This window comes from Reyranella sp. (assembly GCF_965227665.1).
Classification (GTDB): domain Bacteria; phylum Pseudomonadota; class Alphaproteobacteria; order Reyranellales; family Reyranellaceae; genus Reyranella.
Window position 1 is genome coordinate 5,002,081 of the sequence record NZ_OZ245767.1, and the last position, 14,227, is coordinate 5,016,307.

Annotated in this window: 12 protein-coding genes; 3 read left to right on the forward strand and 9 right to left on the reverse strand. The window is 66.6% G+C overall.

Going from position 1 to position 14,227, the window contains the following annotated elements:
• Genes ACO07I_RS24180 through ACO07I_RS24195 form a run of 4 tightly spaced genes read right to left on the reverse strand, consistent with a single transcriptional unit; the run spans window position 1 to window position 3,091 of the window.
• Window positions 1-567 carry a demethoxyubiquinone hydroxylase family protein gene (locus ACO07I_RS24180; RefSeq protein WP_422011934.1) on the reverse strand — a complete coding sequence of 189 codons (567 nt, stop codon included), beginning with the start codon at window positions 565-567 and terminating at the stop codon, window positions 1-3.
• 7 nt (window positions 568-574) lie between these two features.
• On the reverse strand, window positions 575-1,081 hold the full coding sequence (locus ACO07I_RS24185; protein ID WP_422011936.1) for a disulfide bond formation protein B: 507 nt from the start codon (window positions 1,079-1,081) through the stop codon (window positions 575-577).
• A 9-nt stretch (window positions 1,082-1,090) separates the two neighbouring features.
• A complete protein-coding gene (locus tag ACO07I_RS24190) occupies window positions 1,091-1,672 on the reverse strand; it encodes a YqaA family protein (protein ID WP_422011938.1) in 582 nt (193 codons plus the stop codon).
• 21 nt (window positions 1,673-1,693) lie between these two features.
• Window positions 1,694-3,091 (reverse strand): SbmA/BacA-like family transporter, encoded by a 1,398-nt coding sequence (locus ACO07I_RS24195; protein WP_422011940.1) that lies wholly within the window; start codon window positions 3,089-3,091, stop codon window positions 1,694-1,696.
• Between the two features lie 541 nt (window positions 3,092-3,632).
• Between ACO07I_RS24195 and ACO07I_RS24200 the strand changes: the two genes are divergently transcribed.
• Together ACO07I_RS24200 and ACO07I_RS24205 are read left to right on the forward strand one after the other, a co-directional pair.
• Window positions 3,633-4,415: a sensor histidine kinase gene (locus ACO07I_RS24200; protein WP_422011942.1), complete on the forward strand. Its 783-nt coding sequence runs from the start codon at window positions 3,633-3,635 to the stop codon at window positions 4,413-4,415.
• 157 nt (window positions 4,416-4,572) lie between these two features.
• Complete coding sequence (locus ACO07I_RS24205) at window positions 4,573-5,274, forward strand: VIT1/CCC1 transporter family protein (protein ID WP_422011944.1); 702 nt, start codon at window positions 4,573-4,575, stop codon at window positions 5,272-5,274.
• Window positions 5,275-5,323: 49 nt separating this feature from the next.
• Here ACO07I_RS24205 and ACO07I_RS24210 read toward each other — a convergent pair whose 3' ends face one another.
• A complete protein-coding gene (locus tag ACO07I_RS24210) occupies window positions 5,324-5,572 on the reverse strand; it encodes a hypothetical protein (RefSeq protein WP_422011946.1) in 249 nt (82 codons plus the stop codon).
• Between the two features lie 493 nt (window positions 5,573-6,065).
• Between ACO07I_RS24210 and ACO07I_RS24215 the strand changes: the two genes are divergently transcribed.
• Window positions 6,066-10,556: an ATP-binding protein gene (locus tag ACO07I_RS24215; RefSeq protein WP_422011948.1), complete on the forward strand. Its 4,491-nt coding sequence runs from the start codon at window positions 6,066-6,068 to the stop codon at window positions 10,554-10,556.
• A gap of 140 nt (window positions 10,557-10,696) precedes the next feature.
• Here the strand turns inward: ACO07I_RS24215 and ACO07I_RS24220 are convergent, their stop codons facing one another.
• The 4 genes from ACO07I_RS24220 to ACO07I_RS24235 all read right to left on the reverse strand — a co-directional run bounded on the left by ACO07I_RS24220 (window position 10,697) and on the right by ACO07I_RS24235 (window position 14,155).
• Window positions 10,697-10,966, reverse strand: a complete 270-nt coding sequence (locus ACO07I_RS24220; protein ID WP_422011950.1) for a hypothetical protein — start codon at window positions 10,964-10,966, stop codon at window positions 10,697-10,699.
• A 16-nt stretch (window positions 10,967-10,982) separates the two neighbouring features.
• Window positions 10,983-11,984: an NAD(P)H-dependent flavin oxidoreductase gene (locus ACO07I_RS24225; RefSeq protein WP_422011952.1), complete on the reverse strand. Its 1,002-nt coding sequence runs from the start codon at window positions 11,982-11,984 to the stop codon at window positions 10,983-10,985.
• 69 nt (window positions 11,985-12,053) lie between these two features.
• A complete protein-coding gene (locus ACO07I_RS24230; RefSeq protein ID WP_422011954.1) occupies window positions 12,054-12,719 on the reverse strand; it encodes a glutathione S-transferase family protein in 666 nt (221 codons plus the stop codon).
• 2 nt (window positions 12,720-12,721) lie between these two features.
• Window positions 12,722-14,155, reverse strand: a complete 1,434-nt coding sequence (locus ACO07I_RS24235; protein ID WP_422011955.1) for a carotenoid oxygenase family protein — start codon at window positions 14,153-14,155, stop codon at window positions 12,722-12,724.
• Window positions 14,156-14,227: the final 72 nt, after the last annotated feature.

Below are 14,227 nucleotides of genomic sequence, written 5' to 3' on the forward strand. Positions count from 1 at the left end.
CTAGATCCGCGTCGACAGCCAGATCGCGAGGCGGGAGCCGGTCTTGATCACCGCCGACAGCGCCTCGTAGGCGGGCGCCTGTTCGGCGCCGGCGGCCAGCGCCGTGTCGCGATGCTCGATCTCCTCGGCGCGGAACTTCTCGACCGTCGTGCGCAGATCCGCCTCGTCGTCGCCGAGCCTGGCGGCCTGGTGGGCGTAGTGCTCCTCGATCGTCTCCTCGACGGCGACGGTGCAGGCCATCGCCGCCTTGTCACCCATCAGGGCGGTGGCGGCGCCCAGCGCGAAGCCCGCGACGTTCCACAGGGGCGACAGCACGGTCGGCCGCACGCGGCGCTCGACCAGCAGCCGATCGAACACCTTGTTGTGTTCGCGTTCCTGGGCCGCCATGTGCTGGATGCGGCGGCCGGTCTCGCTGTTGGAGCGGCCGGTCCAGCGCAGCGCCGCCAGTTGGCCCTCGTAGATGCGCACGGCGCCGAACTCGCCGGCCTGATCGACGCGGATCGTGCGTTCGACCACCTCGCGGGGCTCGGGATCGCCGGGGTTGCGGTTGGCGCCGGTCTTCATCATGGGAACCTCAGCGTGTCCTGGCCGTGCGCGACAGGCCGGAGGCCAAGCCGACGGCCAGGATGGCCGACAGGATCGCGTTCCAGCCAGCCATCGAGATGCCGAACAGCGACCACACGATCGCGTCGCAGCGAACCATCTTTGCCCCGAACAGGTGCTTCTTCAGCTCTTCCGGCGAAAGGCCGGTCGGTATGGTGCCGGTGCAGGATTGCGGGCCCGCCCACCAACGGTATTCGACGCCGGCATGGAAGATCCCGATCGCCGACGTCACCGCGATGGCGGCGATGGCGATCACCATGAACCAGGTGGCGAGGCGCGGCTGGCCCGACGAGGCGAAGGCCGCGAGGCCAGCCACCATGGCGACGATGTGCGGCCAGCGCTGCCAGTGGCACATCTCACATGGCGGGAAACCCATCACGTACTGAAAGAACAGGGCGGCACCCAGCATCAGGCCGCTGCCGAGGAGGGCGACGAGGCCGAGCTGGCTGGGGAGGGGGAGGCGCTGCGTGGCAGCCATCGAGCAGTCCTAGAAGAGAAATCGAATGACGACGAAGCCGCCGATCAGGGCGAACAGGAAAATCCAGGTGAGCAATGTCAGGCGCTTCTCGATGAAGGCCCGGATCGGCTCCCCGAACTTCCAGAGCAAGGCTGCCACGAGGAAGAAGCGTAGGCCACGCGTCACGATGGACGCCCACACGAACGTGAACAGGTCGAAATGCGCTGCGCCGGAGGCGATGGTCACCAGCTTGTAGGGGATCGGCGTCAGGCCCTTGATGAGGATGATCCAGGTCCCGTACTGCTCGAACCCTGCACGAAAGGTCGCCAGGCCGTGCTGCAGCCCGTATGTCTTCACCACCCAGGCGCCCAGCGTCTCGAAGAAGAAGTAGCCGATCGCGTAGCCGAAGAGTCCCCCCAGCACCGAGCAGACGGTACAGACCAGGGCGATGCGGAAGGCCTTCTCCCGGTTGGCCAGCACCATCGGCACCAGCATGACGTCGGGCGGGATCGGAAAGAACGAACTCTCCATGAAGGAGACCACGCCCATCGCGGGAATTGCGTTCTTGTGCTGGGCGAGGCGGATTACCCAATCGTACAGGCGGCGGATCATGCGACCGCTCTTAGCGTGTCGCTACGGGCGAAGCGAGGGACCTTTCCGATCGCCGTTGCCAGCCGGGGCGGGCGTCCCTTCCGCCGTCTCGAGCTGATCGAAGGCCAGGAGCAGGTTGCCGACCCGATTGGCCGATGAAAGGCATTCGGCGAGACGCGGGAAGTTGTCGATCAGCCAATTGAAGGCACCCTGGACGGCGACGAACGCCGCGGCCGCCTGGGTCACGTCTCCCAGCAGCATCGTGCCCTGCACATAGTGCGGGACGCACAGAATCAGGCCGACCAGCGGCGCCAGCAAGGCGTTGCCATGGGAGATGTAGGTGGTGCGCATATACTGCCAGGCCAGGTAATGCCATTCGCGCAGGACGTCGCCCAATGCCATAGCGACTTCCGACGCCGCCTCCTGGACATCGCCGGGCGACATGCGCCGGGTTGCCCGTTCGCGCAGGTGCGCTACGGCGTACTTCAGTTCCGCCTCGGCCTGGTTCTTCGACTCGATGACCCCGATCATGTGCCGGCCGACGATCATCAGCGTGCCGGTGGTCAGGACGGCATACGCCACGGCGGCGACGACGAGATATCCCGGGATGGTGAAGCTCACCCCCAGAACCGTGGCCTCCAATGCGCCGCCGACGTGCCACAGCACGATCACGAACGTCCCGGCTGTCAGCACTGCCGCGAGCAGCTCTACCACGAAGTCGATCGGTGCGTCGGTCGCCAGCCGTGCATCCTCGGTGATCCGGTATTCCGCGTTCTGGTGCTCGCCGTTTCCCAACTCGATGTGAAGATAGCGGTCGCCGCCCAGCCACGCGTCGATGAGATGCCGGCTGACCCATGCGCGCCAGGAGCGCTGGAAGGTCATGCGGCCCCACACGGCGGTCACGGCGAGGCCGATGCTGAGCGCGGCGAACAACGCGAGAAGGTGGGTCTGGTGCCAGATCATCAGCATCCAGCGGCAGCAACGCTGCTCCAGCGAGTGGAAATGATTGCACGCCGCCGACTGCGCGACCTGGTTGAACAGCGCATGAGCGTAGCGCAACATCACAAGCCGCATCGAGGCGCTACGTGCCAGTTCGGCGCTGAACAGGGCGGCTCCCATGCGCAGGCCCTCGCCCGGGACCTGGACATAGACGCTGGTCGGTGCGCGGTCGTCGCCCAGCAGCAGGGGCAAGCCGACAATGCCCTCGTTTCCGATCGTACCGACTTCAGCTGCCGCGCCATTGGCCATGGTGTTGACGAGCGATCCGACGCCGGTTTCGATGAAGTAGACGAAATCGAGCGGCTGGCGTGCGTGGTAGAGCGACTGCCGGTAGGTGAGGGGAATGCGCTCGAGATGCTTCTCCAGGCGCCTGCGGTCCTTTGCCGGCAGCAATGCCAGCAGCCTGTTGTCGGCACGCGTGGTCGGCTGGCGCTCTGTCATCTTGTCACCTCTCGACGCGCCGCGGCGTCGAAGCACCCGCTGGCGGCAGTCCCCGCCAATCGGCGTCCCGCTTCTCGGATGATCGTCGGCTCATGCGCTTGTTTCTGGCACAACGACATGCCCGGCCTGACACGTGAGCGTGATGGTTCGTCTCGGCGTGTAGCCCTCGATCGTCTCGGGAATCTTGCGGTGAATGAACGACTGCATTGCACCACCCAATGGCGCCAAGGCCATGATTCAACTTGCGCTTGCCGCATCGCAATGTCGAGTCGTCCTGCCCGAAGCCCGCTGCAAAGGGGAATGCGTCGCATGTCGCATTCGCATGATTGTCTGGAGTCCGACATTGTGTCTCGACTCTGCGTTGCAATGGGCGCAAGCATGGGGTTGTCCCTGGGTGGGAGTCGCTGTCTCGCCACGGGCCATGGCAATACCCAGGGGGCGAATGCAGTCCCCGTTTGATCGGGATCAAACGGCTCCCTGTACAGCCCTGCCAGGTTACCAGGCTTCGGAATGTCCGGAGCACATCGGGGAGGTCGGCCTCATGGCATTCGAACAATCCCTGTTCTCAAGAGTCTTCACGACCAGCGCGGGGCCGCGCAAGGAAGCGCCCCGCTCGGTGGGCAGCTACGAACGAGAACTCGAGGAACGTCGCGGCACGGAAATCCGCTTGCGCGAGGAGCTTGCCCGCGAGGAAGCGTTGCTGCGCCAGAAGGACCAATTCATTCACGCCCGCGAGGTCTTGAGCATGGAAGCCGATCACCGGCTGCTGAACGGGCTGCAGATGATCGTGAGCCTGCTGTCGCTACAAAGCCGGACGATGCCCAGTTCCGATGCGGCCGAGCATCTTTCGGCGGCCGCCAATCGCGTGGCTACACTCGCCCGCGTCCATCGGCGACTGCATGCGCTCGACAGCGACAAGACCGTGGCCTTCAAGCAGTTCCTCCGCGAGCTGTGCGGTGAATACGGGTCGATGCTCGCGTCGGATGAGCGCCGCAAGCAGACGATCGTCGTCGAGGGCTGCGACGCAAACCTGCCGGCCGCGATCGCCGTGCCGCTTAGTCTGATCGTGAATGAATTTATCACCAATGCAGCAAAGCATGGTGTGGTTGTCATCACCGTCCGGCTGGAAGAGCCGCCGGAGGGCGGACATCTTCTGTCGGTTTGCAACGCGGGGCCGCCGCTGCCCGAAGGCTTCGATCCGGCCGCGTCGAAGGGACTAGGCATGAAGATCGTGCAGGCGCTGGTGGAACAGATCGGTGGAGCGTTTCGGGTCGGTCGCTGCAAGCACTGCGGCGGCCCGGAGTTCTCGGTGGCCTTCGCCTGAACATCTTACCAGAGTGGACTCCGGTCCACTGAGGAGACAACAGCCTGTCGGGCGGTGCCATTTTCCTCATCCTCCTGATCATCGTCATGGTGCTGACCGATCATCGTCATGGTGCTCACGTTGACGGGAGGTCTGTGAGCAGTGGACAGTCCGGCGCATGACCAGACTGCGCCTGCACCGGGAGAATCATCTCGTTCAACGAATCGGCTGGCTGCGCGCCGCCGTGCTGGGTGCCAATGATGGCATCGTCTCCACGGCGAGCCTGATCGTGGGCGTGGCCGCGGCCGCCGCCGCGCCGGGCGACGTGCTGATCGCCGGCGTGGCGGCTCTGGTCGCCGGCGCCATGTCGATGGCCGCCGGCGAATATGTTTCGGTGAGTTCCCAGGCGGACGCCGAGCACGCCGACCTGGCGCGTGAGGGGGCGGAGCTTGCCGCCAATCCCGGCGCTGAACGCGACGAACTGACCGAGATCTACGTTCGGCGCGGGGTCGAACCGGCCCTGGCGCGGCAGGTGGCCGAGCAGTTGATGGCCAAAGGCGCCCTGGCCGCCCACGCCCAAGATGAACTCGGGATTTCCGCCGCCACCACGGCCCGTCCGCTCCAGGCTGCCTTCACCTCGGCCGCGACGTTTGCCGTCGGCGCGGCCATGCCGCTGCTCATGGTCGTGGTGGCGCCCGCGGCGTGGCTGGTGGTCGCGGTGAGCGCAGCCTCGCTGGTCTTCCTCGCCCTTCTGGGCGCCATCGGCGCGCGCGCGGGCGGCGCCGACGTCTGGCGCGCCACCGTCCGCGTCACCTTCTGGGGCGCGCTCGCGATGGCGCTGACCGCCGGCATCGGCCGCCTGTTCGGGACGGTCGTCTGAGCGTTCGATCCCTCTACCCTTGCAGTGGGCGACCCGTTGCCCGGCAGTGTCAGTGAACGGCCCGGCGTTCTGTTTCGAGCGCTTCTTTCAGATCCTCCACCTCGGCCACCAGCCACTCGTGCTGACGCGCCTGTGCCGCGGACACGATGGACAGGTGAAGGACCGTGGCCTGGAGATAGTCGATGAGCGCAGCCTGATAGGCTGCGGAGTGGGCGGGTGTCCGATCGACGCGTGCCCGCGCCGCAATAGCCTGCCGGGCAGCGACTTCAAGTTCCTGGCTGAGCTGGACGTCGTTCATGGGATGGTTGCTCCTTTCAGGTGCTCGCGCCGCGAGGCCCTTTCTGCGGCCGTCCTTTCACATCCTCGTTCTGGCTCCCGGGGATGGCGGCACCGCCATCGTCCCGGGTGGTGCGAGGATTGTCCTTTTCACCCCGCTCCTGTTGCTGGCCCGGGGGGCCGCCTGCGCCGGGATTGAGGCGCTCGTACTCGCGCTCCGGGGAGAGCTCGGACGGAGGCGGGACGGGGGGCGACGCGGGACGGGCCACCGCGAGCGGCTTTGATTTTTCGACCATGGCGGTTCAACTCCCGCCGAGCCCGCTTCGTTGCGCGGGGAGGGCACGATCAGAAGATTTCGTTGGGATGCCCGCCCGAGCTGCCTTCCAACGCTCTTTGCGGGGCTCACGGCAACCGCCTGTCGGGTCCGGTGTTTCTGCACGGGCTTCACATTTGCTGCATCAAACCTCATTATCCGCCGCCTCTCACGCCCCTCTCAGTCAGCACACCGCAGGACCATGCCGGATTCCGACGATCGCCCGACGACCGACGATTCCTCCCTCCTGTTTCTCGCCGGCGGCGGCGAGCTCGGAGAACTCATCCGGGGGTACGACTGGACGACCAATCCCCTCGGACCGCCGGCAAACTGGCCGCAGAGTCTGAAGACGTCCGTCCGCATCATGCTGACCTCGCGTCAGCCCATCTGGATCGGCTGGGGACCCGAGCTGATCTATCTCTATAACGACGCCTACAAGTCGATCATCGGCGGCAAGCACCCGGACGCCGTGGGCAAGCCGACGAAAGAGGTCTGGCGCGAGATCTGGACGGATATCGGCCCGCTGCTCGACACCGCGATGGGCGGCATCGAGGGCATCTACGTCGAGGAGCAGCTCCTGCTGATGGAGCGCAACGGCTATCCGGAGGAGACCTATTACACGTTCTCCTACAGTCCGATTCCTGACGATGACGGCAAGCCTGGCGGCATCATCTGCGCCAATACCGCCGATACCGCGCGGGTGATCGGCGACCGGCAGGTGGCCACGCTCCGGGAACTCGCCGCGCGCACCGTCGATGCGCGGACCTGGGAGGATGCCAGCCGCCAAAGCGTCGCCGCGCTCTCGGTCAATCCGCGCGACGTCACCTTCGCGCTTCTCTATATCGTACAGCCCGGCAGCGAAGAGGCCGTGCTGGCCGCGCGCCACGGCCTGCAGCCCGACCATCCCGCTGCCGTCGAAACCCTGCATCCGGCGAGCGGGTCGGCCTCCTGGCCGATCGAGGGGCTGACGAAGGACGAGCCGCCGCGCCTGGTCGATCTCGCCCGGACATTCGGCGCCACCGTGCCGGGCAGGGCATGGGACCGGCCGACCCATTGGGCGGCGGTGGTCGCCATACCGGCGTCCCGCGAGACCGGACGGGCCGGCTTTCTCGTGGTCGGCCTCAGCCCGTACCGGCTGTTCGATGACGTCTACGCAGACTTCGTGACCCTGCTCGCGGGACAGATCGCAACGGGCATCGCCAGCGCCGACGCCTACCAGGAGGAGCGCCGAAGGGTCGAGGCGCTGGCCGAACTCGACCGTGCCAAGACCACCTTCTTCTCCAACGTGAGCCACGAATTCCGCACCCCGCTCACGCTGATGCTGGGGCCGCTCGAGGAGGTGCTGGCAGGCGGGCTCTCCGCCGACGAGGCGAGCCGGCATGTGGCGCTGGCCCATCGCAACGGCAACAGGTTGCTGCGCCTCGTCAACTCGCTGCTCGACTTCTCGCGCATCGAAGCGGGCCGCATGCAGGCCGCTTACAGGCCGACCGACCTCGCCCGCTTCACCACCGGCATCGCCTCGAGCTTCCGCCCGACGATCGAGAAGGCCGACCTGAAGCTGGTCATCGAGTGCGAGACGCTGCCACAGCCCGTCTATGTCGATCGCGAGATGTGGGAGAAGGTCCTGCTGAACCTTCTTTCCAACGCCTTCAAGTTCACCTTCGCGGGCGAGATCCGGGTATCGGTCGCCGCGAGTGCCGACGGCAGGGGCGCGACCATCGAGGTTCGCGACTCCGGCATCGGCATTGCCCAAGCCGAGTTGCCGCGCCTGTTCGAACGCTTCCATCGCGTGCAGGGCGCGAAGAGCCGCAGCTTCGAGGGCAGCGGCATCGGTTTGGCGCTGGTGCAGGAGCTGATCCGGCTGCATGGCGGAGAGATCCGCGTCGACAGCGCCGTCGGCCAAGGCACGGCCTTCGCAATCACTTTGCCGTTCGGCCATGCCCATCTTCCCGCCGCGCAGGTCGTCGACGAAGTCGACCTGTCGAGCGACGTGGTGCGTGCCCAGGAGTATGTCGAAGAGGCTAGGGGCTGGCTGCCGGATGCGCGCCAGTCGGACGCCGCGGGCGATCTTTCCTCCTCGATGTCGGGCATCGTTCCGGTCGGCACGGGAAAACGCATCGTGCTTGCCGACGACAATGCCGACATGCGCTCCTATGTCAGCCGACTGCTGATCGCCCAGGGCTATCAGGTCGAACCGGTGGCCGATGGAGAGGCCGCCGTGGCAGCGGTGCGGCGCGAAGCGCCCGACCTCGTGCTGACCGATGTGATGATGCCCGGTCTCGATGGCTTCGGTGTCCTGCGCGCGCTTCGCGTGGACCCCGCGACGGCCAGCATCCCGATCGTGCTCCTCTCGGCGCGGGCTGGCGAGGAAGCGAAGGTCGAGGGACTCGAGGCCGGCGCCGACGACTATCTCGTGAAGCCGTTCGCCGCACGCGAGCTGCTGGCACGGGTCAATGCCAACATCCAGATGGCGGAGCTGCGCCGCGAGGCCAGCCGCGCAATCTTCGAGAGCGAGCAGCGCTTCCTGATGACGAAGGATCGCCTCGCGCTCGCCCTGTCGACCGGACGGGTAGCCGTCTTCGAGTGGACGATCGACAGCGACAAGCTGGCGATCTCGGGGCCGCTCGCGGAGGTGTTCGGCATCGCCCAGAAGGATGCCGAGAAGGGGTTGCCCCTCGGCGACTTCGTCGCCGGCATTGCACCGGAGGATCGCGACCGGGTGACGAAGGCCATCGCCCGCTCGATCGCGACGAACGAGCCCTACCAGGAGGAGTATCGCGTCATCGGCTCGGGCATCGCGCATGTGGTCGTGGCGCGCGGCCGCATCGAGACCGGCAGCGACGGCGCCAGGCGTATGGTGGGCGTGGTCATCGACATCACCGAGGCCAAGGCGGCAGAGAACGAGATTCGCGAAAGCCGCGCGGCCCTCGAGGTGATCAGCCGGGCTTCGGCCGCCGTCTCGGGCGATCTCGATCACGAACGCTTGGTCCAGACGATCATGGACGCCTGCGTGGCGGTGACGGGCGCGCAGTTCGGTGCGTTCTTCTATAACGTCGTCGACGATGCGGGTGAGGGCTATATGCTCTATTCGCTGTCCGGCGCGCCGCGCGAGGCCTTCGCAAAGTTCCCGATGCCGCGCAACACCGCGATCTTCGAGCCGACCTTCAGCGGCACCGCGGTCGTGCTCTCCGACGACATCACGCAAGACCCGCGCTTCGGCCGCTCGGCACCCTATAACGGGATGCCGCCGGGACATCTGCCGGTGCGCAGCTACCTCGCGGTGCCGGTGCGGTTGCGGACCGGGGAGGTGCTGGGCGGGCTGCTTCTCGGCCATTCCAGCGCCGGTGTGTTCGGCGAACTGGCGAAGGACCGCGTGGTGGGCCTCGCCAGCCAGGCCGCCGTCGCCATGGACAATGCCAGGCTGTTCCAGGAGAACGCGCGCGAGCTGGAGCAACGGCGCAGGACGGAGGCCCTGCTCAAGACGCTGAACGAGACGCTCGAACAGCGGGTCGCCAGCGAGGTCGAGGAACGCAGCAAGGCCGAGGCGGCGCTGCGTCAGGCGCAGAAGATGGAAGCCGTCGGCCAGCTCACCGGCGGCGTTGCGCACGACTTCAACAATCTGCTCACCGTCATCATCGGTGGCCTCGAGACGGTGCGGCGCGCCAAGCCGGCCGACACGGCGCGCATCCAGCGCGCGGTCGACATCGCCCTGCAGGGCGCCCAGCGCGCGGCCAGCCTGACCGCGCGGCTGCTGGCCTTCTCGCGCCGGCAGCCCCTGGCGCCCAAGCCGGTCGACCTCAACGTGCTGGTCCGTGACATGACCGAGCTGCTACACCGGACGCTGGGCGAGCAGATCGAGCTCGAAGGGGTGCTGGCGCCGCGCCTGTGGCCGATCGAGGTCGACCAGAACCAGCTCGAAAGCGCGCTGATCAATCTCGCGGTGAATGCGCGCGACGCCATGCCCGTGGGCGGCAAGCTCACCATCGAGACGGTGAACACCGCGCTCGACGAATCCTATGCAGCCGTCGATTCGGAAGTGAAGCCGGGCCAGTACGTCGCCATTTGCGTCAGCGATTCAGGCCACGGCATGTCGCCGGAAACGCTCGCGCGCGTCTTCGAGCCGTTCTTCACCACCAAGGAGGTCGGCCGCGGCACCGGTCTGGGCCTCAGCATGGTGTACGGCTTCGTGAAGCAGTCCGGCGGGCACGTCACGATCTACAGCGAGGAGGGCCACGGTACGTCGGTCAAGATGTACTTCCCGAGGTTCCTCGGGGCGACGGTGCTGGCCGACGAAGGCAATGCTCTCGCCGTGCCGACAAGCAGCGAAGGCGAGGTCGTGCTGGTCGTCGAGGACAACGAGGACGTGCGGACCTACAGCTCGATGGTGCTGAAGGAACTCGGCTATCGCGTCCTCGAATCGTCCGAAGCGGAATCGGCGCTGGCGATCCTGCGCGGTCCGACCCGCATCGACCTGCTGTTCACCGATGTGGTGCTCCCCGGCAAGAGCGGCCGCGTGCTGGCCGACATGGCCTCCGACCTGCGGCCGGGCCTGAAAATCCTGTTCACGACCGGCTATTCGCGCAACGCCATCGTCCACCAGGGCCGTCTCGACGCCGGCGTCCAGCTCATCACCAAGCCCTTCACCTTCGAGCAGCTCGCCGCCCGTATCCGCGACGTCCTCGACATGAAGTGAAGTATCCCGCGTTAGCGGGCCGTCCGGCAGTGTTGAAAGCATCGGCGAGCAACATTGTTGCGTTCGTCGCCTGATTGCGGGGGTGCGACTCCCGCTTCGTTTGTTTCGTTTATCCGCCGGGACCCCGCCGTCGACGGCGGTTAGTGCCTGGAGCGGCCCGTCCTCGGCGTGGGCTTGGCGGCCGGGGCTTTCTCCAGCCGCTCGATGCGTTGCTCGAAGCTGGTCTGCATCCTCGTCAGCTGCTGCTCGAGCTGACGGTCCTGGACCTTGAGCTGCTCGATCTGGCTCGCGATCGCGGAGATCGAGCGCTGCAGGTCATTCAGGCGGCCGTCGATGCCTGACTGCGCGGCGGCCACTCCGGGCGTGGCGAGCAGCGCCAGGAGGGCGAAGCGGAAGAGGCGCGCGCTCATCCGGGCGCCGGCCGGCTTACTCGGCGGCCTGCTTGAGGCGCGTCGGCACCGTCTCGCCGGCGAATAGCGCGGCGCGCGCGGCGTCGTACTCGGCCTTGAGGCGGGCCACGATCTCGGCGGCTGGCGGGGCGTCATGGATCTGGCCGACGCCCTGTCCGGCGCCCCAGATGTCACGCCAGGCCTTGACCTTCATGTTGCCGCCCGAGCCGAAGTTCATCTTGCTCTTGTCGGCTTCCGGCAGCGCGTCGGGATCGAGGCCGGCGGCCGCGATGCTGCGTTTCATGTAGTTGCCGTGCACGCCGGTGAAGAGGTTGGTGTAGACGATCTCCTCGCCGGTCGAGTCGATGATGCACTGCTTGTTGGCGTCGGTGGCGTTGCCTTCCTTGCTCGCGGTGAAGCGCGTGCCGAGATAGGCGAGGTCGGCGCCCAGCGCCTGGGCGGCCAGCACCGAGGCGCCGTTGGAGATCGAGCCCGAGAGCAGGATCGTGCCGTCGTAGAACTGGCGCACTTCCGGCACCAGCGCGAAGGGCGAGAGGCGGCCGGCATGGCCGCCGGCGCCGGCGCAGACCAGGATGAGACCGTCGACGCCGGCCTTCAGCGCGCGCTTGGCATGGGTCACATTGGTCACGTCATGGAACACCAGGCAGCCGTAGCGGTGCGCCGAGACGACGACATCGTCGGGCGCGCGCAGCGAGGTGATCTGGATCGGAACCTTGTACTTCTCACACATGTCGATGTCGTGCTGCAGGCGGTCGTTCGACGAGTGCACGATCTGGTTGACCGCGAAGGGCGCCACCTTCTTCTCGGGATGCTTGGCCTTGTACTCGGCCAGCTCGCCGGTGATGCGCTTCAGCCACTCCTCGAGCATCTCCTTCGGCCGTGCGTTCAGGGCGGGGAAGGAGCCGACCACGCCGGCCTTGCACTGCTCGATGACGAGGTCGGGGTTGGACACGATGAACAGCGGCGCGCCGACCACCGGGATCGAGAGGTTGTCGCGCAGCAGGGCGGGAAGGGCCATCGTTTCGCTCCTTGGATTCGTCTTTTCGTCGTGTCGGTTATGGGCCTAGCACGGCCATGGTCTTTTTCGCTACTTCGCCAGCTCGTAGACGCCGCCTTTTTCCAGGGCCCGCTTGTAGGCGGGGCGGGCATGGATCCGGTCGAGGAAGCCCTTGAGCTTCGGCATCTTGTTGATCATCGGCGAGCGCGCCGTGGCGGCTTCCAGCGGGAAGCTCATCTGGATGTCGGCCGCGGTGAACTCCGCGCCGGCGAACCACTCGCGGCGCATCAGCTCGCCTTCGAGGAACATGAAGTGATTGCCGATCTGCGGCATCAGCAGCGTCTTGTCGGCGCCGCCCGCAATGGCGCGCGCCACCGGCCGCATCAGGAAGGGCACGCGCGCGGGCAGCATCCCGAACACCAGCTTCATGAACAGCAGCGGCATCAGCGAGCCCTCCGCGTAGTGCATGAAATAGGTGTAGTTCAGCCGTTCCGGCGTGCCGAGGGCCGGGGTGAACCGGCCGCCGCCATAGGTCTCCGACAGGTATTCGAGGATGGCCCCCGACTCGGCCAATACCTTGTCGCCGTCGGTGATCACCGGCGACTTGCCCAGCGGATGCACCTTGCGCAGCTCGTCGGGGGCCTGCATCGAGGGTTTGCGCTGGTAGCGCTTCACCTCATAGGGCAGGCCGAGCTCCTCGAGCATCCAGAGGATGCGCTGCGAGCGGGAATTGTTCAGGTGATGGACGGTGATCATCGTCACAGCGTACCGGGGCGCCAGTTGCCGTGGAAGCCCGCCGGGACCCGGCTGCTGAGATGGGCGAGCGCCACCGGGCCCTTGGCGATGTCGGTCGCCTCGAACACTGCGAGGTCGCTGCGGCCCTCGGCCGAGCGATAGATCACCGACAGAACCCAGCCGTCACCTTCGGCCGCCTTGTCGTGGCGCGGCACGAATACCGGTTCGCCGAACCGGTCGTCCTCGCCGGCCGTCCACGTGGCATTGCGGCCCTTCTTCAGGTCGTAGTGGGTGATGCCCTCGCCGCGCCGGACGCCGGCATGGGCGATGTTGCCCGACACGATCCAGCCATGGCGGTAGTCACTCATGCAGAAGCGCTCGTCGAAGCGCGGGAACTCGCCGGCGCGGTCGTCGAGCTGCTCCTCGCGGAAGGTGTTGCCCTGGCCGTCGAGGTCGAAGGTCCAGCGGAACAGGCGCGCCGCCGGCGGCTCCTTGGTCGAGGGCGAGCCGTCGGGCAGCGGGAAGAGCGGCGCCACGTCGTACTTCATGACGTCGATCACGACCTTGCCGTCCGCCGTCTCGAAATGGTTCATCGGGTGGAACACATAGGACGGCGGCGCCGTCACCCACTTCACGTCGGCCACGGTGCCCTTGCGCGGGATGAACGCGATGTGGGTGCCCTTGGCCGGCTCCCAGGCGAAGGGCGGCAGCCCGCCCAGGGCGCGCTCCATCGACGAGGTGAGCGGAAAGACCGGCACGACGATCCAGTTCTTGGTCACGGCGAAGTCGTGGATCATCGACGGGAAGGGCCCCTCGAGGATTTCCGCCCGCGTGACGATGCCGTCCTGGGTTACGGTCTGGAGGCTGATCTCCTTGGTGAAGCGGCCCGTCGCCGAATAGCCGAAGAAGATCATCTCGCCGGTCTCGGGATCGAACTTGGGATGCGCGGTGAACGGCCCGACGAGCTTGTCGCCGAACGTCTCGTAGCCGCCGTCCTTGGGGCCGACCGGCATCAGGCTCTTCGGATCGAGCGAGAAGGGCGCGTGCGCCTCTTCCAGCGCTAAAAGCTTGCCGCCGTGCCAGACGATGTTGGTGTTGGCGATGGTCGAGTTGAGCGCAAAGACGCGCGGGTCGGTGTAGCGCGGGTTGCCGAAGGTGCCGGAGAGGCCCTCGCCCTCCTCGTTCTCGATCTTCCACTTGGGCGTGCGCACCCAGCGGTTCTTGTAGGAGACGTTGCCGTTCTCGATATGGAAGGCGTGGATCATGCCGTCGCCGCCGAACCAGTGATAGGGCCCGCGCGGCGCGAACTGCGGGTTCGGCCCGTTGCGATAGAGCGTGCCGCAGAGTTCCTTCGGCATCTCGCCGCTGATGTGGAGGTGCCCGGCATCGGCCTCGGTGTTGACCGGCGCGTAGTAGCCGCGGAGGAACGGATTGTCGGTCGGGAATGCCTTGGCCACGGGAAGTCTCCTTCTGGGTAACGCCGTGTATCTATCTGACGTTATCGATACACGGCGTTTCCCGCAAGTGGG

What these genes read in the sequence shown, in the direction of transcription:
- ACO07I_RS24225 (WP_422011952.1), bottom strand. Translation starts at nt 11,984, where the DNA reads ATGGCCCTTCCCGCCCTGCTGCGCGACAACCTCTCGATCCCGGTGGTC.
- ACO07I_RS24200 (WP_422011942.1), top strand. Translation starts at nt 3,633, where the DNA reads ATGGCATTCGAACAATCCCTGTTCTCAAGAGTCTTCACGACCAGCGCG.
- ACO07I_RS24220 (WP_422011950.1), bottom strand. Translation starts at nt 10,966, where the DNA reads ATGAGCGCGCGCCTCTTCCGCTTCGCCCTCCTGGCGCTGCTCGCCACG.
- ACO07I_RS24215 (WP_422011948.1), top strand. Translation starts at nt 6,066, where the DNA reads ATGCCGGATTCCGACGATCGCCCGACGACCGACGATTCCTCCCTCCTG.
- ACO07I_RS24190 (WP_422011938.1), bottom strand. Translation starts at nt 1,672, where the DNA reads ATGATCCGCCGCCTGTACGATTGGGTAATCCGCCTCGCCCAGCACAAG.
- ACO07I_RS24180 (WP_422011934.1), bottom strand. Translation starts at nt 567, where the DNA reads ATGATGAAGACCGGCGCCAACCGCAACCCCGGCGATCCCGAGCCCCGC.
- ACO07I_RS24230 (WP_422011954.1), bottom strand. Translation starts at nt 12,719, where the DNA reads ATGATCACCGTCCATCACCTGAACAATTCCCGCTCGCAGCGCATCCTC.
- ACO07I_RS24185 (WP_422011936.1), bottom strand. Translation starts at nt 1,081, where the DNA reads ATGGCTGCCACGCAGCGCCTCCCCCTCCCCAGCCAGCTCGGCCTCGTC.
- ACO07I_RS24195 (WP_422011940.1), bottom strand. Translation starts at nt 3,091, where the DNA reads ATGACAGAGCGCCAGCCGACCACGCGTGCCGACAACAGGCTGCTGGCA.
- ACO07I_RS24210 (WP_422011946.1), bottom strand. Translation starts at nt 5,572, where the DNA reads ATGAACGACGTCCAGCTCAGCCAGGAACTTGAAGTCGCTGCCCGGCAG.
- ACO07I_RS24205 (WP_422011944.1), top strand. Translation starts at nt 4,573, where the DNA reads ATGACCAGACTGCGCCTGCACCGGGAGAATCATCTCGTTCAACGAATC.